General features: G+C 44.1%; 25 protein-coding genes and 2 pseudogenes. 24 read left to right on the top strand and 3 right to left on the bottom strand.

Annotated elements, in window-relative coordinates; genetic code table 11:
- Positions 1–41 precede the first annotated feature (41 nt).
- Genes atpG through NSQ12_RS19500 form a run of 3 tightly spaced genes read left to right on the top strand, consistent with a single transcriptional unit; the run spans position 42 to position 2,774 of the window.
- The gene (gene atpG, locus NSQ12_RS19510; protein ID WP_003244388.1) at positions 42–905 is read left to right on the top strand and encodes an ATP synthase F1 subunit gamma; all 864 of its coding nucleotides are present in this window, start codon (positions 42–44) and stop codon (positions 903–905) included.
- 25 nt (positions 906–930) lie between these two features.
- Positions 931–2,352 carry a F0F1 ATP synthase subunit beta gene (atpD, locus tag NSQ12_RS19505; protein ID WP_003227686.1) on the top strand — a complete coding sequence of 474 codons (1,422 nt, stop codon included), beginning with the start codon at positions 931–933 and terminating at the stop codon, positions 2,350–2,352.
- Positions 2,353–2,375: 23 nt separating this feature from the next.
- Positions 2,376–2,774: a F0F1 ATP synthase subunit epsilon gene (locus tag NSQ12_RS19500; protein WP_021480810.1), complete on the top strand. Its 399-nt coding sequence runs from the start codon at positions 2,376–2,378 to the stop codon at positions 2,772–2,774.
- A 33-nt stretch (positions 2,775–2,807) separates the two neighbouring features.
- On the opposite strand, the gene NSQ12_RS19495 is transcribed toward NSQ12_RS19500, so the two are convergent.
- On the bottom strand, positions 2,808–3,281 hold the full coding sequence (locus tag NSQ12_RS19495; protein WP_043940215.1) for a hypothetical protein: 474 nt from the start codon (positions 3,279–3,281) through the stop codon (positions 2,808–2,810).
- Positions 3,282–3,450: 169 nt separating this feature from the next.
- On the opposite strand from NSQ12_RS19495, the gene NSQ12_RS19490 reads away from it, so the two are divergent.
- From NSQ12_RS19490 to NSQ12_RS19395, 20 genes and pseudogenes are all read left to right on the top strand, one after another.
- On the top strand, positions 3,451–3,681 hold the full coding sequence (locus NSQ12_RS19490; protein WP_003227691.1) for a DUF1146 family protein: 231 nt from the start codon (positions 3,451–3,453) through the stop codon (positions 3,679–3,681).
- A gap of 134 nt (positions 3,682–3,815) precedes the next feature.
- Complete coding sequence (locus NSQ12_RS19485) at positions 3,816–4,556, top strand: YwmB family TATA-box binding protein (protein ID WP_032727046.1); 741 nt, start codon at positions 3,816–3,818, stop codon at positions 4,554–4,556.
- 33 nt (positions 4,557–4,589) lie between these two features.
- Positions 4,590–5,900: a UDP-N-acetylglucosamine 1-carboxyvinyltransferase gene (gene murA / locus NSQ12_RS19480; RefSeq protein WP_029726057.1), complete on the top strand. Its 1,311-nt coding sequence runs from the start codon at positions 4,590–4,592 to the stop codon at positions 5,898–5,900.
- Positions 5,901–6,095: 195 nt separating this feature from the next.
- Positions 6,096–7,127, top strand: a complete 1,032-nt coding sequence (gene spoIID / locus NSQ12_RS19475; RefSeq protein ID WP_029726056.1) for a stage II sporulation protein D — start codon at positions 6,096–6,098, stop codon at positions 7,125–7,127.
- 385 nt (positions 7,128–7,512) lie between these two features.
- Complete coding sequence (locus NSQ12_RS19470) at positions 7,513–8,196, top strand: VWA domain-containing protein (protein WP_024571497.1); 684 nt, start codon at positions 7,513–7,515, stop codon at positions 8,194–8,196.
- A gap of 130 nt (positions 8,197–8,326) precedes the next feature.
- On the top strand, positions 8,327–8,467 hold the full coding sequence (locus NSQ12_RS19465) for a hypothetical protein (RefSeq protein ID WP_003227702.1): 141 nt from the start codon (positions 8,327–8,329) through the stop codon (positions 8,465–8,467).
- 52 nt (positions 8,468–8,519) lie between these two features.
- A complete protein-coding gene (locus NSQ12_RS19460; protein ID WP_029726055.1) occupies positions 8,520–9,194 on the top strand; it encodes a VWA domain-containing protein in 675 nt (224 codons plus the stop codon).
- 94 nt (positions 9,195–9,288) lie between these two features.
- A complete protein-coding gene (locus NSQ12_RS19455; RefSeq protein ID WP_003227706.1) occupies positions 9,289–9,450 on the top strand; it encodes a hypothetical protein in 162 nt (53 codons plus the stop codon).
- 246 nt (positions 9,451–9,696) lie between these two features.
- A complete protein-coding gene (gene fdhD / locus NSQ12_RS19450) occupies positions 9,697–10,485 on the top strand; it encodes a formate dehydrogenase accessory sulfurtransferase FdhD (protein ID WP_003227709.1) in 789 nt (262 codons plus the stop codon).
- Positions 10,486–10,500: 15 nt separating this feature from the next.
- Positions 10,501–11,526 carry a GTP 3',8-cyclase MoaA gene (gene moaA / locus NSQ12_RS19445; protein WP_003243488.1) on the top strand — a complete coding sequence of 342 codons (1,026 nt, stop codon included), beginning with the start codon at positions 10,501–10,503 and terminating at the stop codon, positions 11,524–11,526.
- A gap of 191 nt (positions 11,527–11,717) precedes the next feature.
- The gene (rapB, locus tag NSQ12_RS19440) at positions 11,718–12,851 is read left to right on the top strand and encodes a response regulator aspartate phosphatase RapB (RefSeq protein WP_003227715.1); all 1,134 of its coding nucleotides are present in this window, start codon (positions 11,718–11,720) and stop codon (positions 12,849–12,851) included.
- A gap of 155 nt (positions 12,852–13,006) precedes the next feature.
- Positions 13,007–13,486, top strand: coding sequence for a hypothetical protein (locus NSQ12_RS19435; RefSeq protein WP_003244390.1), 480 nt, complete (start codon positions 13,007–13,009; stop codon positions 13,484–13,486).
- A 72-nt stretch (positions 13,487–13,558) separates the two neighbouring features.
- On the top strand, positions 13,559–13,747 hold the full coding sequence (csbD, locus tag NSQ12_RS19430) for a stress response protein CsbD (RefSeq protein ID WP_003227718.1): 189 nt from the start codon (positions 13,559–13,561) through the stop codon (positions 13,745–13,747).
- Positions 13,748–13,960: 213 nt separating this feature from the next.
- Positions 13,961–14,129, top strand: a pseudogene (locus tag NSQ12_RS19425) (urea ABC transporter substrate-binding protein); the annotation flags it as partial.
- 271 nt (positions 14,130–14,400) lie between these two features.
- Positions 14,401–14,561 (top strand): annotated as a pseudogene (locus tag NSQ12_RS19420) (hypothetical protein).
- A gap of 190 nt (positions 14,562–14,751) precedes the next feature.
- Entirely contained in the window at positions 14,752–15,069 is a 318-nt protein-coding gene (gene ureA, locus NSQ12_RS19415) for an urease subunit gamma (RefSeq protein WP_003227724.1), read from the top strand.
- Entirely contained in the window at positions 15,066–15,440 is a 375-nt protein-coding gene (ureB, locus tag NSQ12_RS19410) for an urease subunit beta (protein WP_003227726.1), read from the top strand. The genes ureA and ureB overlap by 4 nt, the downstream gene beginning before the upstream one ends.
- Positions 15,437–17,146 carry an urease subunit alpha gene (gene ureC, locus NSQ12_RS19405; protein ID WP_003243090.1) on the top strand — a complete coding sequence of 570 codons (1,710 nt, stop codon included), beginning with the start codon at positions 15,437–15,439 and terminating at the stop codon, positions 17,144–17,146. The genes ureB and ureC overlap by 4 nt, the downstream gene beginning before the upstream one ends.
- Positions 17,147–17,280: 134 nt before the next feature.
- Positions 17,281–17,682, top strand: a complete 402-nt coding sequence (locus tag NSQ12_RS19400; RefSeq protein WP_003227734.1) for an Rrf2 family transcriptional regulator — start codon at positions 17,281–17,283, stop codon at positions 17,680–17,682.
- A 67-nt stretch (positions 17,683–17,749) separates the two neighbouring features.
- Positions 17,750–18,391, top strand: coding sequence for an NAD(P)-dependent oxidoreductase (locus NSQ12_RS19395; RefSeq protein WP_029318720.1), 642 nt, complete (start codon positions 17,750–17,752; stop codon positions 18,389–18,391).
- A 34-nt stretch (positions 18,392–18,425) separates the two neighbouring features.
- On the opposite strand, the gene NSQ12_RS19390 is transcribed toward NSQ12_RS19395, so the two are convergent.
- Positions 18,426–18,809 carry a DUF5362 family protein gene (locus NSQ12_RS19390; protein WP_003227738.1) on the bottom strand — a complete coding sequence of 128 codons (384 nt, stop codon included), beginning with the start codon at positions 18,807–18,809 and terminating at the stop codon, positions 18,426–18,428.
- Positions 18,810–18,951: 142 nt separating this feature from the next.
- Between NSQ12_RS19390 and mta the strand changes: the two genes are divergently transcribed.
- A complete protein-coding gene (mta, locus tag NSQ12_RS19385; RefSeq protein ID WP_263723548.1) occupies positions 18,952–19,725 on the top strand; it encodes a transcriptional activator Mta in 774 nt (257 codons plus the stop codon).
- Positions 19,726–19,745: 20 nt separating this feature from the next.
- Here mta and cls read toward each other — a convergent pair whose 3' ends face one another.
- Positions 19,746–21,194: a cardiolipin synthase gene (gene cls / locus NSQ12_RS19380; RefSeq protein ID WP_003243311.1), complete on the bottom strand. Its 1,449-nt coding sequence runs from the start codon at positions 21,192–21,194 to the stop codon at positions 19,746–19,748.
- Positions 21,195–21,408: the final 214 nt, after the last annotated feature.

Below are 21,408 nucleotides of genomic sequence, written 5' to 3'. Positions count from 1 at the left end.
CTCTCTTTTTACGCAGATGAAGAGAAAAGGTGGTGAAATCTTTGGCCTCATTACGCGATATTAAGTCAAGGATCACGTCAACGAAAAAAACAAGTCAGATTACAAAAGCCATGCAGATGGTATCTGCGGCTAAGCTGAATCGTGCTGAAAACAATGCAAAATCATTTGTGCCATATATGGATAAAATCCAAGAGGTTGTGTCAAACGTCGGAAGAGTTTCCGGCAACGTGAAGCACCCGATGCTTCTCAGCAGAGAAGTGAAAAAAACGGCATACCTTGTCATTACGTCTGACCGCGGTCTTGCCGGCGCTTTTAACAGTTCGGTTTTACGGAGTGCTTATCAGGCCATGCAAGAACGTCATCAGTCTAAGGATGAGTATGCGGTGATTGCCATCGGAAGAGTGGGCCGTGATTTCTTTAAGAAACGGGAGATTCCGATCATTTCCGAGTTAACAGGACTTGGGGATGAAGTAACGTTTACAGAAATTAAAGATCTTGCCCGTCAAACGATTCAAATGTTTATAGACGGTGCGTTTGATGAATTGCACCTTGTTTATAACCATTTTGTCAGCGCCATTACTCAAGAAGTAACGGAGAAAAAACTTCTGCCGTTATCTGATTTGGGCAGCGGCGGCGGAAAAAGAACGGCGTCTTATGAATTTGAACCATCTGAAGAGGAGGTTCTGGAGGTTTTGCTTCCTCAATATGCAGAAAGCTTAATCTTCGGTGCGCTTCTTGACAGTAAAGCAAGTGAGCACGCTGCAAGAATGACGGCGATGAAAAATGCGACAGACAACGCGAAGGAACTTATCGATTCACTTTCGCTTTCTTACAACCGCGCTCGCCAAGCAGCCATCACACAAGAAATAACAGAAATTGTCGGCGGAGCAGCCGCTTTAGAATAGAAAGATTTTGTCAGGAGGGATAGCGATGAAGAAAGGACGCGTTAGCCAGGTATTAGGACCGGTCGTCGACGTGCGTTTTGAAGACGGTCACTTGCCTGAAATTTATAATGCGATTAAAATTTCACAGCCAGCTGCAAGTGAAAACGAAGTAGGTATTGATTTAACGCTTGAGGTCGCTCTTCATTTAGGTGATGATACAGTCCGTACAATCGCAATGGCATCTACAGATGGTGTTCAGCGCGGTATGGAAGCTGTAGATACAGGAGCGCCAATCTCAGTACCGGTTGGTGATGTAACACTTGGACGTGTATTTAACGTTCTCGGAGAAAATATTGATTTGAATGAGCCGGTTCCTGCGGATGCGAAAAAGGATCCGATTCACAGACAGGCGCCTTCATTCGATCAGCTTTCAACAGAAGTTGAAATTCTTGAAACAGGTATTAAAGTTGTTGATTTGCTTGCTCCTTACATTAAGGGTGGTAAAATCGGATTGTTCGGTGGTGCCGGTGTAGGTAAAACTGTATTAATCCAGGAATTAATCAACAACATCGCGCAAGAGCACGGCGGTATCTCTGTATTCGCCGGCGTAGGAGAGCGTACTCGTGAAGGGAACGACCTTTTCTACGAAATGAGTGACTCTGGCGTAATCAACAAAACAGCCATGGTATTCGGACAAATGAACGAGCCGCCGGGCGCACGTATGCGTGTTGCTTTGACAGGCCTTACAATGGCTGAGCACTTCCGTGATGTACAAGGACAGGACGTACTGTTCTTCATCGATAACATTTTCCGTTTCACACAAGCGGGTTCAGAGGTTTCAGCCCTTCTTGGCCGTATGCCTTCAGCGGTTGGTTATCAGCCGACGCTTGCAACTGAGATGGGTCAGCTTCAAGAGCGTATCACGTCTACGAACGTTGGATCAGTTACATCTATCCAGGCGATCTACGTGCCTGCCGATGACTACACTGACCCGGCGCCGGCGACAACGTTCGCCCACTTGGATGCAACAACAAACCTTGAGCGTAAATTAACTGAAATGGGTATTTATCCTGCGGTTGATCCGTTGGCATCTACATCACGCGCCCTTGCTCCTGAAATTGTCGGAGAAGAGCATTATGCGGTTGCGCGTGAAGTACAGTCAACGCTTCAGCGTTACAAAGAGCTTCAAGATATCATTGCGATTCTCGGTATGGATGAATTAGGCGAGGAAGACAAACTTGTCGTTCACCGCGCACGCCGTATCCAGTTCTTCCTTTCTCAGAACTTCCACGTGGCTGAACAGTTCACTGGACAAAAAGGTTCTTACGTGCCTGTAAAAGAGACGGTACAAGGCTTCAAAGAAATCTTAGCCGGTAAATACGACCATCTTCCAGAAGATGCGTTCCGTCTTGTAGGCCGTATCGAAGAAGTTGTTGAGAAAGCAAAAGAAATGGGTGTAGAAGTTTAATCTGGTCCTAGGAGGGTAAAAGCATGAAGACCGTTAAAGTCAATATCGTTACTCCCGACGGCCCAGTATACGATGCGGATATCGAAATGGTGAGTGTGAGAGCCGAAAGCGGCGATCTCGGTATTTTGCCAGGCCATATTCCAACCGTGGCTCCTCTTAAAATCGGCGCTGTCCGTCTGAAAAAAGACGGGCAGACTGAAATGGTTGCCGTCAGCGGCGGATTTGTCGAAGTCCGTCCTGATCAGGTCACCATCCTTGCCCAGGCTGCCGAGACAGCAGAAGGCATCGATAAAGAGCGCGCTGAAGCTGCACGCCAGCGGGCGCAGGAGCGTTTGAATACTCAATCAGATGATACTGACATTCGTCGGGCTGAGCTTGCATTACAGCGGGCTTTGAACAGATTGGATGTAGCAGGGAAATAAGAAAAAATCCTTCTCTTTATGAGAAGGATTTTTTTATGAACGAACAAGAGAATCAAACAGCGACAGCAGCGGGCGATCCTCTTTTTGGCGCAGGTATAAACCATCACAGGCATTCATTGTATGCCACGATTTGCGATGTCTTCTAAAGCCAAGTGTATAAGCGCCGTCTTTATAGGGATAAGGTTTTACAACCCATTCAGCATCTTCATGGCGGGCAATCACGCAATCTATAAGATAAACACTGATCATTTTCTCGAATTCTTCAATAGGAAGATTCCAATCAGCAAGCAAAAGTTCTTGTATACTTTGAAAATAGAGGTTTTCAAGCTCTTCAAGGCTTTCTCTCGTATAAGTAAGAGAAATGTTAAAAAACTGACACAATTCATTCAGTTCTTCAATCTGTGACTGTCTATAATCATAATAGAATGCAATTGCTTCCCATTCCTGATCAAAAATTGGCAGGTCCTCACCATATTGCTTTTCAGGCTGAAAAAAAGAATGATTCACATTTGCCAGCTCCTTTCCAATAAAGTATACCATGTAAAAGAATCGCACTTTAAGCGGGGATTAGCCCTAGATTTGGGTGATTATTCCGTTCTGTATAAAATGTATCATCTTTATCTGTGCTTCTTATATAATAAGAAAGGGTATGAACGCAGAGAAAGGAGTGTAATAGATGAGTGTATTGGGACAGCAGGCTGCAATCGGCATTGTCGTTCACCTGATTTTTATAGCAGTGACTTGGTGGGCGTTGCAAGCCGTCAATATAGATCCGTTAATAAAAAAAGGCAAAGTCGTGCAGGCAAGACTCCTGATGATTTTGCTGACAATCGCCATTGGAACGGCCGTTGCCAATTTCTTTTTAGATTACCTCAATTATTCACAGCAGCTTCCCTATCTATTTTAATAGGTTTTGAACATTATTATCATTAAATGGTTGGGAGAAGCGGGTTGAGGCGAATAGCTCGAGTTTTGACGAAGATTTTTACGTATGGCGCCTCTTGCCTCCGGTAAAACTGGGGATAAGGGGGAGAGATGAACATGAAGAAAAAACAAGTAAGCCACGCTATTATCATTTCCGTCATGTTAAGCTTCGTCATTGCTGTTTTCCATACCATTCATGCGAGTGAATTAACGCCGTTAGCAAAAATGGCAGAGGGGATGGAACGCCAAGATGTGTCAATAGATAAGTGGACATTGCATGCAAAACAAAACATGTCACTGACCGAAAAAGAATTTTATCAAAAAGTGCAACGTTTAAAATCAGAGTATCGTCAATATGATTGGGTGATTGCACGGGAAGATAAAATGATAAAGGCAATTGGCACATATACTGACAAAAAAAATCGTACTTCTTTTAGACTGCAGCTTGTCACAACCCTCAAAAAACACAATCCAACTTCGTATTTATTATATGAGCAAATGAGTCTAGAGACACCGGATAGCTGGAATGATACATATGAACAGTTTGAACGGGAGACACTTGGGATATTCCAAGAAAAAGTAGTTATTTTTACTTGTCTAAATGGTCACTTAGATGATAATATGAATATTGTTTTGCAAAAAAAAGCAAATCAGTTATTAAATGAATTTCAAGCAAGATCAGTAGAACATGTAGTTGAGCCAAATTTCGTTTCTATTTCTGCGTTTACAGATGAGTGGGAAGAGTACATTATGACCTCGAAACATAAAATGAATTTGCAAATTGCACTTAGAAGTGCAGGAATGGGCGGAAAACATACCGTTACGGTTGGCACACCAATCGTTACGACTGAATATTAATATAGAGAATTTAGGGACGCGGAGGGGAATACCTTGGAAAAAATCATCGTCCGCGGCGGTCAGAAGTTAAACGGCACAGTCAAAGTTGAAGGCGCTAAAAATGCCGTTTTACCTGTTATCGCTGCATCTTTATTAGCAAGTGAAGAAAAAAGCGTAATTTGTGATGTACCTACGCTCTCCGATGTATATACAATTAACGAAGTGTTGCGTCATTTAGGAGCAGATGTGCATTTTGAAAATAATGAAGTGACTGTAAATGCTTCATACGCTTTGCAAACTGAAGCACCTTTTGAATATGTTCGTAAAATGCGTGCGTCTGTGCTTGTCATGGGGCCGCTTCTTGCGCGTACAGGTCATGCAAGAGTTGCACTTCCGGGTGGATGCGCAATTGGTTCCAGACCGATTGATCAGCATTTAAAAGGTTTTGAAGCAATGGGCGCAAAAATCAAAGTCGGTAATGGCTTCATTGAAGCTGAAGTAAAAGGCCGACTGCAAGGCGCAAAAATTTATCTGGACTTCCCAAGTGTAGGAGCTACAGAGAACCTGATTATGGCAGCCGCTCTAGCTGAAGGAACAACAACGCTGGAAAACGTGGCAAAAGAACCCGAAATCGTTGATTTAGCAAACTATATCAACGGCATGGGCGGAAAAATCCGCGGAGCTGGCACCGGCACCATCAAAATTGAAGGAGTCGAAAAGCTTCACGGCGTAAAACACCATATTATTCCTGACCGTATTGAAGCGGGCACATTTATGGTTGCTGCTGCAATCACTGAAGGAAACGTATTAGTAAAAGGAGCGGTTCCTGAACACCTCACCTCTTTAATTGCAAAAATGGAAGAGATGGGTGTAACAATTAAGGATGAAGGTGAAGGTCTGCGTGTCATCGGCCCGAAAGAACTTAAACCGATTGACATCAAAACAATGCCTCACCCGGGCTTCCCGACTGATATGCAGTCACAAATGATGGCGCTTCTGCTTCGTGCAAGCGGCACAAGCATGATTACAGAAACCGTTTTTGAAAACCGTTTTATGCATGCGGAAGAATTCCGCCGTATGAATGGTGATATCAAGATTGAAGGACGTTCTGTCATCATTAACGGTCCTGTACAGCTTCAGGGAGCTGAAGTTGCAGCGACTGATTTGCGTGCAGGTGCAGCGCTGATTCTTGCGGGGTTAGTGGCTGAAGGTCACACACGTGTTACTGAATTGAAGCACTTAGACCGCGGTTACGTTGATTTCCATCAGAAGCTTGCCGCTCTGGGCGCAGACATCGAACGTGTAAATGATGAGTCTGCTTCTGAGCAAGAGAATAAAGAAGTCGTTTCTGACTTAAATGCATAAACTTACTTGAAAATCAGTATGTCACTCTGGCATACTGGTTTTTTATTTTTTGTGTATTATCATCATTATGCGCAAAATAGCAAAAAAGAATACGTAAATGACAAATAAAGTTTCTGTCCAAAACGAGAGTCATATTAGCTTGTCCCTGCCCATAGACTAGACTAGAGTCGAATCCCGAGCAGGAGGCAGCTGAATATGAAACAATTCGCAATCACACTATCCGTACTATGTGCATTGATTCTCTTGGTTCCCACACTCTTGGTTATGCCATTCCAGCATAATAAGGAAGCGGGGGCCAGCGTAGAATCAGAAAAGACAGCAGTCAGCACGAAACCAGCATCGAAAGGAGCAGAAACATTGAAAGCATCACCTGTTTCTATTCCCGTCTATCGAACCGCAAATCAATCCGTAGAAAACATTCCGCTTGAAGAGTATGTGATTGGAGTCGTCGCCTCCGAAATGCCGGCAACCTTTGAATCTGAAGCACTGAAAGCCCAGGCCCTCGCCGCCAGAACATTTATTGTCAGACTGATGGTGTCAAATTCAGCGGTTGAGGCTCCTAAAGGCTCACTGGTGGATGATACACAGATGTTCCAGGTGTATAAAAACAAAGCGGAGCTGAAAAAACAGTGGGGCACAAGCTATGAGACAAAACTGAAGAAAATCACAGCTGCGGTAGCCAGTACGCAAGGCAAAATCTTAACGTACAACAACCAGCCGATTGAAGCCTCCTTTTTCTCCACAAGCAACGGCTACACAGAGAATGCAGAAGCATATTGGACAAGTGCTATCCCATATCTAAAAAGCGTCAAAAGCCCATGGGATAAAAAGTCTCCGAAATATAAGGCAACGAAAACCTTTACAGCGGCAGAATTTCAGCAAAAGCTTGGCGTCAAGCTGGATGGATCTAGCGCAGTAGGGAAGATTACCGGCGAGACACCGGGCCACCAGGTTGCAACTGCCGTCATTAACGGCAAGACGCTGAAAGGAAGAGACATACGTGAAAAGTTGGGTCTCAACTCCGCCGATTTTGAATGGAAGCGAAATGGAGACACAATTACAGTCACGACGAGAGGATTTGGCCACGGTGTGGGGATGAGCCAATACGGAGCGAATTTTATGGCCAAAGAAGGCAAAACGGTTGATGACATTGTAAAGTACTATTACCAAGGCACACAAATTTCTGAGGCAGATGCGTTTTTGAATAAATATATGGCGAAAAAGTAGAAAAAGACGCTCATTGGGCGTCTTTTTCTGTTCTTGAATGTCTTTTATCTAAGAGCAGCTGAAACGGTTTAGAGGAGCTTCTGACCGTCTTTAAGGATCAGTCCTTTTTTCCTGATTTCAGGCTTTGAGATTGTGGTAAAGTCATCCACATGTGTCGACAGACTTCGACAGACTCATATAACGAAAGCCGAAAGGCGGACAATCTTCTCTTTTCATAGGGGCGTTAGGTGGAAATCACTAATAAAAACATAGGTTTCTATGCAAAAGTAAACAACAGCAATGGGGAAGCCCGCCCTATTTATTTCTCGGTTTTTGTTGATTACGATAGATTATGTTCAGCGTTGAACATCTGCACGCAGAAACAAATTGGTAAAGGGGTACGAACATGAAGAAAAGATTTTCACTGATCATGATGACAGGATTGCTTTTTGGATTAACTTCACCTGCTTTTGCAGCTGAAAAGAAAGAAACGGAGGCTAAAGCGCCGGCGAACGTGGCGGTCTTGCTTGATGCCAGCGGAAGTATGGCGAAAAGAATAGACGGTGTATCTAAATTTAATTCAGCCAAAAAAGAAATTTCAAAGTTTGCGAGCTCACTGCCAGAAGGAACTCAGGTGAAAATGAGCGTGTTTGGCTCTGAAGGAAACAATAAAAATTCCGGAAAAGTTCAGTCATGTGAAGCCATTCGCAACGTATACGGCTTCCAAAGCTTTAACGAGCAAAGCTTCCTCAATTCTCTCAATACAATTGGGCCGACTGGCTGGACGCCAATTGCCAAAGCGCTGAACGAGGCGAAATCTTCTTTTGACCAGCTTGATGCAAAAGGGGAAAAAGTGGTGTATCTGTTGACAGACGGTGAGGAAACGTGCGGAGGAAACCCGATTAAAACAGCAAAGGAACTGCAAAAAGACAATATCACTGTTAATGTGATCGGCTTTGATTATAAAGAGGGATACAAAGGCCAGCTGAACGCAATTGCGAAAGTAGGCGGCGGTGAATACTTCCCGGCTTATACCCAAAAAGATGTTGAGAAAATTTTCACTCAGCAATCACTAATGTTATCTAAATAAGAAAAAAGAGGCTGGTGATGGTCAGCCTCTTTTTGTATGTAACAAAAACTTCAAAACTAATTAGCTGTCTGCCTGTAGCATAGTAGCAGATTTCCGTTTTTCTGTCATAATCAAGGCGAAAAAAGAATGAATGATCACACAAGCTGTTTATGCTTTCTGGGCGGAAATGGCTAAAAATGAACGGCATTTCAAGCGATTTTGGACAGATCGTGAAAGCAGCACAAAAGGCAGCATGTCCTATATCTTTTTGCATTTTCGTATTCTAGCATAAAGAAGAATCCAACATATAGTTGGAAAATATGAAAAAGAAAGGAAGTAATCATATGAAAAAATTGCTGGCTGCCGGTATCATTGGATTGTTGACTGTTTCCATTGCCTCCCCGTCTTTTGCCGCTGAGAAACAGGCTGATACAAATGTAGCTGTTTTGTTTGACGGAAGCGGAAGTATGGTTCAAAAAACAGGAGGAGAGCGCAAAATAGACATTGCCAAAAAATCAGTAAAATCTTTTGCCGAACTTCTTCCGAAGGATACAAATCTTATGCTTCGCGTTTTCGGGCATGCAGGGAATAATAAACTGTCCGGTAAAGCCCTTTCGTGCAGTACGACGGAAACTATTTACGGCCTTCATCCATATGAAGGATCCCTGTTTGACAATTCATTGAGTGAGCTCAAGCCGACTGGATGGACACCGATTGCCAAAGCACTTGCAGACACAAGAAAAGAATTTGAGGCATTTGACGCAGACGGGAAAAACGTGGTGTATTTAATCACTGACGGTGAAGAAACGTGCGGCGGAGACCCTGCGGCAGAAATCGAAAAGCTCCGTGCATCAAATGTGGATACGATTGTAAACATCATTGGCTTCAACTTTGATGTCAAGGGTAATGAAGAGTTGAAACAAGCAGCTGTCGCTGGCGGTGGAGAATATATTTCAGCGAACAGTGCGGATGAGTTCGAACAGGCTTGGGAAAAAGAAGCACAAAAATTTACTGAGTAAGGAACCTAAAGATCAGGCGCTCCCCCAGGCGCCTTTTTTTATTGGTTTAAAAACAGTTTGGGCGGGAATGATACCCTAAAAAGGGGTTGAACATATGAAATTATTCGGAATGATTTTTCTTATAGCAACCGTTGCATTCATATTGCTTGGTGTTCTTCTAAAACTGGCAGCCTTCTTTTTTGTCAGCATTCTCACCTTGATCGCAGCTATTGTGCTGTTTACGGTTCTGAAAAAGAATCAGCATAATCAAACATAGAGTCCTTTATACAGAGGTGTCTCAGCGTGTCGACAAACCCCGCGTTCGTTGTCAATGCACATTGGTGCTCACGTGGTATAAAAGGAACGGCAGCTAAATGCTTAGGCGCCCTGCCTAAACACCGCCGTCATCACATCCTGTGAAAGCCCTTTATACAGAGGGCTCTTTTTTATGTCTCAGAATTCGACAAAATCCGAGGAGTGTGAAAAAATATAAAGGCAGGAACATTGCGGAGGGGAATAGACATTGAACGATAAAGTAACTGCGGTCAGGGATGTATGGCGCTATGAACAAGGGGAAATAAGCAAAGTAGAAGACCGGATGGTGACGGAATTCCCTTTGACAGTGATACTGAATGGCAGTGAATTTGTGACGCTCGTTTGTACGCCTGAGCATATCGAAGAGCTTGTCATCGGATTTCTCGCATCAGAGGGTGTTATACGATTTCAAAAAGAAATTAAAAGGTTTACAATAGATGAAAGTCTCGGTTTTGTATATGTCGACCTCGTTCACCCTGAGACATTGGATCAAAAGGATTATACGAAACGGGTGATCGGCTCATGCTGCGGAAAGGGCCGTCATTTTTATTTTCAGCAGGATGTCAAAACAGCCAAGACGGCTGTCAGCCAAATCAAGATATCGCCTGAGGCATGTCTGGCGCTTATGAAAGACATGCAGCAAGGGAGCGGGACGTTTCAGGATACGGGAGGCGTCCATAATGCGGCGCTTTGCGACACAGAGAAGCTTCTGTTGATGCGCACCGATATCGGTCGGCACAACGCACTTGATAAACTATACGGACACTGCCTTCTAAACGGGATGTCCGTACGCGACAAACTGATTGTGTTCAGCGGCAGAATCTCATCAGAGGTCCTGTTAAAAGCGGCCAAAATCGGCGTGTCGATTGTCATTTCCAAATCGGCCCCGACGGAGCTTGCGATTCAAATGGCTGAAGAATTGAATATCACAGCGATTGGATTTGTCAGAAACGGATCATTTAATGTATATACACACCCTGAGAGAATCAGGGAGTAGGAAGGGGCTGTAGCTATGATTACAGAGTCGCGTCAGATGTTGGATAAAAGAAACAGACCGCTGAGAGACCTTCGCATTTCTGTTACAGACCGCTGCAACTTCCGATGCACGTACTGTATGCCCGCCGAATTATTCGGCCCGGATTATCCTTTTTTAAAGAAAGAGGAGCTGCTTTCATTTGAGGAGCTGGAACGGCTTGCGACATTGTTTGTCACAAGATTTGGCGTTGAAAAAATCCGCTTGACCGGCGGAGAGCCCCTCATGAGAAAGGATATGCCGGAATTAATCAAAAAACTGGCCCGCATACCGGGTATTCGTGACATCGCGATGACGACAAACGGATCACTGCTGCCTGTTTATGCTAAGAGGCTCAAGGAGGCTGGGCTGAAAAGGGTTACGATCAGCCTTGATTCTTTAGAAGACGAGCGTTTTAAGAAGATAAACGGGCGCGGTGTTTCTGTCAGCAAGGTGCTGGAAGGCATTGAAGCGGCGAAGCAAGCGGGGCTCGGTGTTAAAATCAATATGGTCGTTCAAAAGGGCGTCAATGAAAAAGATATACTGCCTATGGCCCGTTATTTTAAAGAAAAAGGGCATATCCTGAGATTCATTGAATTTATGGACGTAGGCAACACCAACCAATGGGAAAAGAAAGACGTCATGACAAAGGCGGAAATCATAGATTTGATCAATAAACACATGCCGGTTGAGCCGATAGCGCCTAATTATATAGGCGAAGTGGCTTCCAGATTCCGCTACTTGGACGGCTCCGGAGAAATTGGCGTCATATCATCTGTATCTGATGCATTCTGCGGATCTTGCAACAGAGCCCGTCTTTCTGCGAGAGGAGAGCTGTTTACCTGCTTATTCGCTTCAAGCGGATTTGACCTCAGAGCTCCGGTTCGCCAGGAATTAAGTGATGACGAACTATCAGAAATGATCGGGACAGTATGGAAAAATCGGATCGATCAGTATTCAGTCGATCGTACGCTATCAAAAGCATCTGGCAAAAAGAAAGTGGAAATGTCTTATATTGGCGGTTAATTTGAAGTCAAAAGCTTATCGGCACTGTCCGGTAAGCTTTTTTATTAGAATCCGAGTGCAAAAAATACGTAGAAAAACCGAAATATATAAGGATAGGCATAAAGAAGGAATCATTGTAAGAAAATTTAATTCCAAAGCCATACATTATGATAAAATATAACCAATTAGAAAATAGAAAGGGTTGGAGGGGCATGGCCGCGTACGAGATCCCGTCATCTCAAGTAGGAGTGAAAATCAATAAGTGGTATAAGCACATTTTAGCATTTCAAGTGGCTGATGCCGTAAAACTGAAAGAAGAAATTGATCTAGATATCGAACAGATGGAAGAGGATCAGCTGCTTCTCCTGTATTATCAGCTGATCAGCTACCGGCACCAAATTATGCTGGATTATGTAAAGCCTGACCTGCACGAGGAATCTCAGCTTCAATATCGTGAATTGATCAAAACGCTGGAAAGCAATCAGGACAGCATCTCCGGATTATCTGAGTATTATTTTCACTTGTTTAGAGGAATGTACGAATTTGAACAGAACAATTACATCTCGGCTATATCCTTTTATCGGAAAGCTGAGAAGATGCTTGCGTTTGTAGAAGATGAAATTGAAAGAGCGGAATTTCATTTTAAAGTGGCGGAAGTCTTTTATATTATGAAGCAGACGCACTTTTCCATGAACCATGCCGTACAGGCGCTGGAGACGTATAAGGCTCACGATTTTTACAGAGTCAGAAGAATTCAATGCCATTTCGTCATATCAGGAAACTACATTGACTACAGAAATTATGAAAAAGCGCTTGAACATTTAGATGACGCGTATCGCCTTGCTTTATTGGAAGGACAGCCCCGTTTGATCGGATCAGCCCTTTATAATATTGGTAATTGCTATGATGACAAGGGGGAGCTGGATCAGGCCGCCGAATACTTTGAAAAAGCGCTTCCTGTCTTCGAGGATTATCAGCTGGAACAGCTTCCAAAAGCGCTCTTCAGCCTGACTCGCGTTCTTTTCAAAAAACAAGATAGCGAAGCCGCGATACGGTACTATGAAAAAGGGATTGCTATTGCCCAAAAACGAAACGACTTCTTCAGTCTGGCAAAATATAAATTTCTGCAGGCATTATATGTGGAATCTGTCAATTTGAATATGATTCAAGAAGTATTTGATTATATGGAAGAAAAGGGCCTGTATGTATATATTGAAGAATTTGCTTTAGATGCTGCCTCTTATTTCAGTCATCGCGAACAATATAAAGAAGCGGTGTATTTTTATGAAAAAGCGGTCAGCATGAGAGAGATGATTCAAAGGAACGATTGTTTATATGAAGTATGAGACAAAACCATCTGCTGGCAGATGGTTTTTTTTTATGCAAAAAAAGGGGAGCATCGGAACGTTTATTTCCGGGGAGAACAGGAAAAATCGCTACAGCACTGTTTTTTGAACAAAAGCCGTTTTGGGATGCAGATATGCATGTGAGGGGGAATTCAATGTTTGGTTTTAATGATATGGTGAAGTTTCTGTGGTCTTTCCTCATTGTTCTGCCGCTTGTACAGATTATACATGTTTCAGGGCACAGCTTTATGGCTTTTATTTTTGGCGGAAAGGGATCGTTGGATATAGGCATGGGAAAAACGCTGCTTAAAATTGGACCCATACGGTTCAGAACGATTTATTTTATCGATTCTTTTTGCCGGTACGGGGAGTTGAAAATTGACAATCGATTCTCAAATGCACTCGTGTATGCAGGGGGCTGCTTGTTTAACCTCATCACGATTTTTGCAATCAATCTGCTGATTATACACAGTGTATTAAAGCCGAATGTGTTTTTCTATCAGTTTGTCTATTTTTCTACGTATTATGTGTTTTTTGCCCTGCTGCCGGTCCGATATTCGGAGAAAAAGTCATCAGACGGGCTGGCGATATACAAGGTGCTCCGTTACGGAGAGCGCTACGAAATCGATAAATAACATTAGAATGTTTATTGCCTCTCAGATCGGGAAGTTAACAAGTACACACATAATTGAGAGGGGAGAATTAACATGGGTAACGATAGTGTAAAAGACAAAATGAAGGGCGGCTTCAATAAAGCCAAAGGAGAAGTGAAGGATAAAGTCGGAGATATGGCTGACAGAACGGACATGCAGGCTGAAGGCAAAAAAGATAAGGCAAAAGGCGAAATCCAAAAGGATATCGGGAAAGCCAAGGATAAATTTTCAGATAAAGATTAATCGTACGGAAGAGGCAGGAAACGAAATGTTTCTTGTCTTTTTTTTTTTCGCTTTTTCTGATGTGAATAAATATAACAAAAAAAGAAGCTGATTTGGTCAAGGTAACTAAATTTTTTAAATATTCTTTGAATTAATAGGCCTCTTCTATATAATGATGACATAAGTTGTAAACTTTTATAACATCATTTGAAGAAATCAAACAAAGGGGTTTTGATGACGGAATGTACTGCACCGAAGAAAGTGTCGGAAGCCACGGGAGTGCGAGAAAACAGTTGATATCGACACAAGCGGGGATTCAGTGAAGGCCGGAATTCTTCACTCATTAAGAGGAACGGTGGCGATCAGCGAAGTGACCGTCCATGATGCGGAGTTAATGGCAATAGTCGGGTTCTCGGTATCGTGGAGGTCGGCGCCTCAGACTGGCCTCCATGCCATGCTTCCGGTTGCGGAGCAAAACAACGGGCTGCCATCAGGAATGTAACGTCTGGTTATGATCAATCGATGGTTTTGCACAGCCTTAGCTTCGCCCGGGGCAGATTGTCGCTGTATTAGGCCGACTCCGGCTAAACAGAGGGGGCTATTTGTTTTAATCAAACGTTTGTTCAAAACGAAAAGGCGGTCAACAGCAGCAGCTTGCAATCGCCAGAGCGCTGATGGTAAATCTGAAAAATATTTTACTAAATAAACAATTGGAAGGAATTCAGATTTTAATTGTCGAACTAGTCAGACAAGTTATTATAGAAATTTCCAGAAAAAAAGACATTTCTGTTATCTTAGTCGAGCGCAGTCTGGAAAACGCGTTAATCTGTGCTGACTATCTTTTGTGATCGACAGGGGAACGGCTGTTACCATGGGAAGGCCTAAAGAAACGGCATGCCGCTTTGAAAGGCACCCTACCGTATGACCCCCATTCTCGAAGAAAGGGAGGTGATGTCCCGCCTGCATGCTCCACAAATTCGTAGTAACCGCATCCGCTTTATATGACAAAAGAAGGAGGATTACAGATGAAACTGACACCGGTTGAACAAGAAAAATTGCTCATTTTTGCAGCGGGGGAATTAGCCAAACAGCGAAAGGCGCGGGGCGTTCTGCTGAACTATCCTGAGGCTGCTGCTTATATCACCTGCTTTATTATGGAAGGCGCACGTGATGGGAAGGGAGTAGCAGAGCTGATGGAAGCCGGCCGCCATGTATTAACGGAAAAAGATGTGATGGAGGGGGTGCCTGAGATGCTTGACAGCATTCAGGTGGAGGCCACATTTCCGGATGGAGTAAAGCTTGTTACGGTACATCAGCCAATTTCTGCGGAGGTGAAGTCATGAAGCCGGGAGCATTTCAAATTGCTGAGGGAACCATTACGATTAATGAAGGCCGTGAGATACGGGAGGTAACGGTAAAAAACACCGGATCACGCTCCATTCAAGTCGGTTCGCATTTTCATTTTGCGGAGGCCAACGGGGCTTTATTATTTGACCGTGAGCTGGCGATCGGCATGCGTCTTGATGTTCCATCAGGCACGTCGGTCCGTTTTGAGCCGGGAGAGCAGAAAACGGTCTCACTAGTGGAAATCAGAGGACGCAAGACAATTAGAGGGCTGAACGGAATGGCCGACACGTTTATCGATGAACGCGGCAAAGAAAAAACGTTGGCCAACTTAAAACAAGCCGGCTGGATGGAGGGTGTAATCCGATGAAAATGTCACGGGAGGAATATGCGGAACTGTTTGGCCCGACAACGGGCGATAAAATCAGATTGGGCGACACGGATTTATGGATCGAAGTCGAAAAGGATTTCACAGTATACGGTGAAGAAATGATCTTTGGCGGCGGAAAAACTATCCGAGACGGCATGGGCCAAAACGGCAGAATCACAGGGAAGGACGGCGCTTTGGATTTGGTTATCACCAACGTCGTGCTATTGGATTACACAGGCATTGTCAAAGCGGATGTCGGTGTGAAAGACGGCCGGATTGTTGGTGTCGGAAAAAGCGGAAATCCTGATATCATGGATGGAGTCGATCCGCACATGGTCATCGGAGCGGGTACAGAGGTGATTTCCGGTGAAGGCAAAATTTTAACAGCCGGGGGAGTGGACACGCACATTCATTTTATTTGTCCTCAGCAGATGGAAGTTGCGCTTTCTTCAGGTGTGACGACCCTTTTGGGAGGCGGAACAGGACCCGCTACAGGAAGCAAAGCGACAACATGTACATCCGGCGCGTGGTATATGGCAAGGATGCTGGAAGCGGCCGAGGAGTTTCCGATCAATGTCGGCTTCTTAGGGAAAGGGAATGCATCCGATAAAGCGCCGCTGATCGAGCAGGTGGAAGCAGGCGCCATCGGCCTTAAGCTCCATGAAGACTGGGGCACGACGCCAAGCGCCATTAAAACGTGTATGGAAGTCGTGGACGAGGCTGATATTCAAGTTGCCATCCATACCGATACGATTAACGAAGCGGGCTTTTTGGAAAACACGCTCGACGCGATCGGGGACCGGGTTATTCATACTTATCACATTGAAGGGGCAGGCGGCGGCCACGCTCCGGATATTATGAAGCTCGCCTCTTACGCGAACATTCTGCCGTCATCTACAACGCCAACCATTCCTTATACCGTTAATACGATGGATGAGCATCTTGACATGATGATGGTCTGCCACCATTTAGATGCGAAAGTGCCTGAAGATGTGGCATTCAGCCATTCCAGAATCAGGGCGGCGACGATTGCCGCGGAGGATATTCTCCATGATATAGGTGCGATCAGCATGACATCATCGGATTCCCAAGCGATGGGGCGGGTCGGTGAAGTGATCATCCGAACATGGCAGGTAGCCGATAAAATGAAAAAACAGCGCGGCGCTCTTGCCGGTGAAAACGGGAATGACAATGTGCGCGCAAAACGGTACATTGCCAAATACACGATTAATCCGGCAATTACGCACGGGCTCAGCCATGAGGTCGGCTCGGTGGAAAAAGGGAAGCTTGCTGATCTCGTTCTGTGGGACCCGGTATTTTTCGGCGTGAAACCGGAACTGGTCTTAAAGGGCGGCATGATTGCACGTGCGCAAATGGGAGATCCGAACGCGTCCATCCCGACTCCTGAACCGGTTTTCATGCGCCAAATGTATGCTTCTTACGGAAAAGCCAACCGCTCAACCTCGATTACATTTATGTCTCAGGCAAGCATAGAGCGTGGTGTGGCAGAAAGCTTAGGGCTGGAAAAAAGGATTTCTCCAGTCAAAAATATCAGAAAGCTGAGCAAGCTGGATATGAAGCTGAATTCGGCTTTGCCAAAGATTGAGATTGATCCAAAAACCTATCAGGTCTTTGCTGACGGGGAGGAATTGTCTTGCCAGCCTGTCGATTATGTCCCACTTGGACAAAGATATTTCTTATTTTGATAAGACGCGGCCGGAGTGCATCCGGCCGTTCTATTGACTAAAAACGGTGCACAAAACCCATGTATTTAGTGTATATTAGATGTTGACAAACGAATCAAATGTAACTATTATAGTTACAATGGTGGTGAAAAAACATGATTAACAGCCGTCTTGCTGTTGCCATTCATATTTTATCCCTCATCTCGATGGATGAAAAAACATCTTCAGAAATCATTGCAGACAGTGTCAACACGAATCCAGTAGTCGTGCGAAGAATGATCAGCCTGCTGAAAAAAGCTGATATTCTCACCTCACGCGCAGGGGTGCCGGGTGCAAGCCTCAAAAAAGATCCTGCTGATATTTCTCTTTTAGAAGTGTACCGGGCTGTCCAAAAGCAAGAAGAACTCTTTGCGGTTCATGAAAACCCGAATCCGAAATGTCCGGTAGGGAAAAAAATTCAGAACGCTCTGGATGAAACGTTTGAAAGTGTGCAAAGAGCGATGGAAAATGAACTGGCAAGCAAGTCATTAAAAGATGTTATGAATCATCTCTTTTAATCAAAAGGGATGACTTCTCACTGCTAACATGTAACTAAAATTGTTACAAATAAGGAGGAAATGAAAAATGAAAATTGGTATTATAGGCGCAAGCGGGAAAGCGGGAAACGAGATTTTGAAAGAAGCGAAAACAAGAGGCCATGAAGTGACAGCCATCGTCAGAAACGCTTCAAAAGTGCAGGGGCAGGACGTAGCGGTTTTGGAAAAAGATGTGTTTGAACTGACTGCGGAAGACATCAAGCCTTTCGACGCAGTCGTAAACGCTTTTGGAGCAGCACCCGGCCAGGAACATCTTCATGTTGAAGCAGGAAGAGCACTCATCAACATCTTAAAGGACGCGAAGCGCACAAGATTGCTTGTTGTTGGCGGAGCGGGAAGCCTGTTTGTTGATGAAGCCAAAACAACCCGTTTAATGGATACGCCGGAATTTCCGAAAGAATATTTGCCAACTGCATCAAATCAAGGAGAGAACCTGAAAGATTTGCAGCAGACAGACTCCATTTCCTGGACGTTCCTCAGTCCTGCGGCATTTTTTGATCCAGCAGGAAAACGGACTGGCTCTTACCAAAAAGGAAAAGACAATGTCATCGTAAATGCAAAAGGCGACAGCTATATCAGCTATGCAGATTATGCCATTGCCGTGTTGGACGAGCTTGAACATCCCGAACACAAAAATGAACGCTTCACAGTGGTAAGCGAAGCGGAATAATAAAAAACCCGGAGCCAGCTCCGGGTTTTTCTCATTAATAAGTGCTGTACGTATCGCTGAAAAGGCCGTCAGCAATCCCAAGCATTAAAAAGATGAAGAAGGCGATAATCGCAAGAATGGATACAGCAATGCTTACGATCAAATAAATCCCTTGCATCTTTACGAATTTCGCGTAATTCTCCAGCATTAAGTCTTCAGACTGTCCGCTATTGTGTTCAGCCATTTGGCCTGCTTCCCTAGCTGACCTCATCAAAAAGATACCGGAAATAATTTGCAGTACGCCTGGCACGGCACCGATTAGAAAAAAGAACGCGCCTGAAAGCGCGGTAATTGCGCCCATAATAATAAATAAAATGCCTGTAGCTTTTCCCCATTTCGAAATGCTGATGAGGGTTTTGTTCATTGTTTCAGGATTCATGTATACTGGCTCCCCTTTACAAAAAAATACTCACTTTTCTTTTATACACTATTTGTGAGAAGTTTTGTATAGAAAATAACATTTTGGGGATTGACCCTAACGTTGCGTGATTGTTTACGATAAAAAAGAGGAGGTGTTATGTATGAAATATCAAGTTAAACAAGTGGCGGAGATATCAGGTGTTAGCATTCGGACGCTTCATCACTATGACAATATTGAGCTTCTGAATCCTTCAGCGCTTACTGATGCTGGGTATCGTTTGTACAGTGACGCAGACCTGGAAAGACTGCAGCAGATTTTATTTTTCAAGGAAATCGGGTTTCGTCTGGATGAGATTAAGGAGATGCTGGATCATCCGAATTTTGACCGGAAAGCGGCACTTCAGTCGCAAAAGGAGATATTGATGAAGAAAAAACAAAGAATGGATGAGATGATTCAAACAATTGACAGGACGCTTTTGTCCGTTGATGGAGGGGAAACGATGAATAAGAGAGATTTATTTGCCGGATTAAGCATGAAAGACATTGAAGAGCACCAGCAGACATACGCTGATGAAGTCAGAAAGCTGTATGGAAAGGAAATCGCAGAAGAAACAGAGAAAAGGACATCTGCATACTCGGCAGATGATTGGCGCTCGATCATGGCTGAATTTGATTCGATTTACAGACGAATTGCGGCGCGAATGAAGCATGGGCCCGATGATGCAGAGGTTCAGGCCGCAGTGGGGGCATTTCGCAATCATATTTGCCAATATCATTACGATTGCACACTCGACATTTTCAGAGGACTCGGGGAAGTGTATATCACTGACGAGCGATTTACCGATTCAATCAATCAATATGGAGAAGGTCTTGCCGCTTTTTTGCGGGAGGCGATCATCATTTACTGTGACCATCAGGAAAACCCCCGGCCGTAAAGGCTGGGGGTTTTCGCATCTTATAAGATCGGCGACAACAGCCGCGAGACGGATTCTTTTATTCGAATCCACAACGGGCGCTGCAGATACTCCTCATAGGTGAATTTTCTGGATACTAGCAAATCTTCTTTAAAAGTTGAAACCAGTTTTTTAGCAATGGTGATATCGTAAATAAATGCATTAACCTCAAAATTCAGCCTGAAGCTTCGGACATCAATGTTCGCTGTGCCGACTGAAGCGATTTCGTCATCCACCACGATGGTTTTCGCGTGAATAAAGCCGTTATCGTAAATATAGACAGTGGCTCCGGCTTTCAGCAGATCGCCGATATACGAAAGTGTCGCCCAGTATACAAAGGCGTGATCGGGCTTGTTCGGAATCATAATGTTAACGTCAATGCCCGAAAGGCAAGCGATCCTTAAAGCATCCAGCAGGCTTGCATCTGGGATAAAATAAGGTGTTTGTATCAAAATGGAACGCTTGGCGTTCGAAATCATTTTGATGTAGCCATTTTTAATTTGTTCCCATTCCGAATCAGGGCCGCTTGTGACAATCTGCATCCCGACGTTGCCTTTTGGGCCGTAATCAGGAAAGTGATTTGGAATATATGTCAGCGTATGGTGATGAGAAGCTTGGTTCCAGTCAAGGATGAACCGTGTTTGGATGGCGTGTACGGCCGTTCCTTGCAGCCGGATATGCGTATCCCGCCAATAACCGAATTTCGGATTAAGCCCTAGATACTCATCTCCGACGTTAAAGCCTCCGACATAACCGGTCATACCGTCTATGATCACAAGCTTTCGATGGTTCCGGTAATTCAGCCGCAGGTTAATCGGCCTGAGCTTTGACGGGAAAAAGACCTCCACATGCCCGCCAGCCTCGCGAAGCTCTTTAAAAAACTTTTTTCTCAGCGTTCTGGACCCGAGTTCATCATAAAGCACTCTGACCTGAACACCTTCTTTCGCCTTTTGGATGAGAGCGTCCCGCAATTTTTTGCCTAATTCATCGCCTTTATAAATATAATACTGTAAGTGGATATGATCCTTAGCCTTTGAAATGTCACTCAGCAGCCGCTGAAATTTATCCCGTCCATCTGTAATGACGTCAACTGAATTATCCTCTGTAAACACAGCATGGTTATTCATAATCAGCATATAAATTAAATCTTTGTTATCAAAGGTTGCCCGGTTGTTAAACTGGAATTGCTTGGTTTCTAAATCTTCAAGCTGATGCTTCAGCAGCCTTTCAATTCCAATCTTTTTCCGGTCTTCCCATTGAAACAAATGCTTGCGTCTGAGATTATGGCCGAATAATAAGTATAAAATAAAGCCTAAAACGGGAATAAAGAAAAGAACAAGCAGCCACGCCCAAGATGCACTGGCATCGCGCCGTTCTTTGAAGATGACAATGATGGCCAAAAGAATATTTAAAATGAAAAAAAGTGATAAAAGGATGGAAGAAATACTCACTTTGTAACCCCGCTCATTCATATTTATCAAGAAGATTGCCATTAGTATTCCATGAATAACAGTGATCTGATTCCCATTACAAATTATAACACTCACATTTTAAAAGAATAAAGAGCGGCGATCCAGATTCTTCGTGAAAAATACGGGCAGATTTCTTTAAAACCAGCTTGCACCTGCGTTAAAATAAACACATATGATAACGTTCGTGAAGCTT

This window comes from Bacillus sp. PS95, from assembly GCF_037963565.1.
Classification (GTDB): domain Bacteria; phylum Bacillota; class Bacilli; order Bacillales; family Bacillaceae; genus Bacillus; species Bacillus subtilis.
Note: the sequence above shows the minus strand (reverse complement) of the source record. Positions and strands in the feature narration are given on the sequence as shown.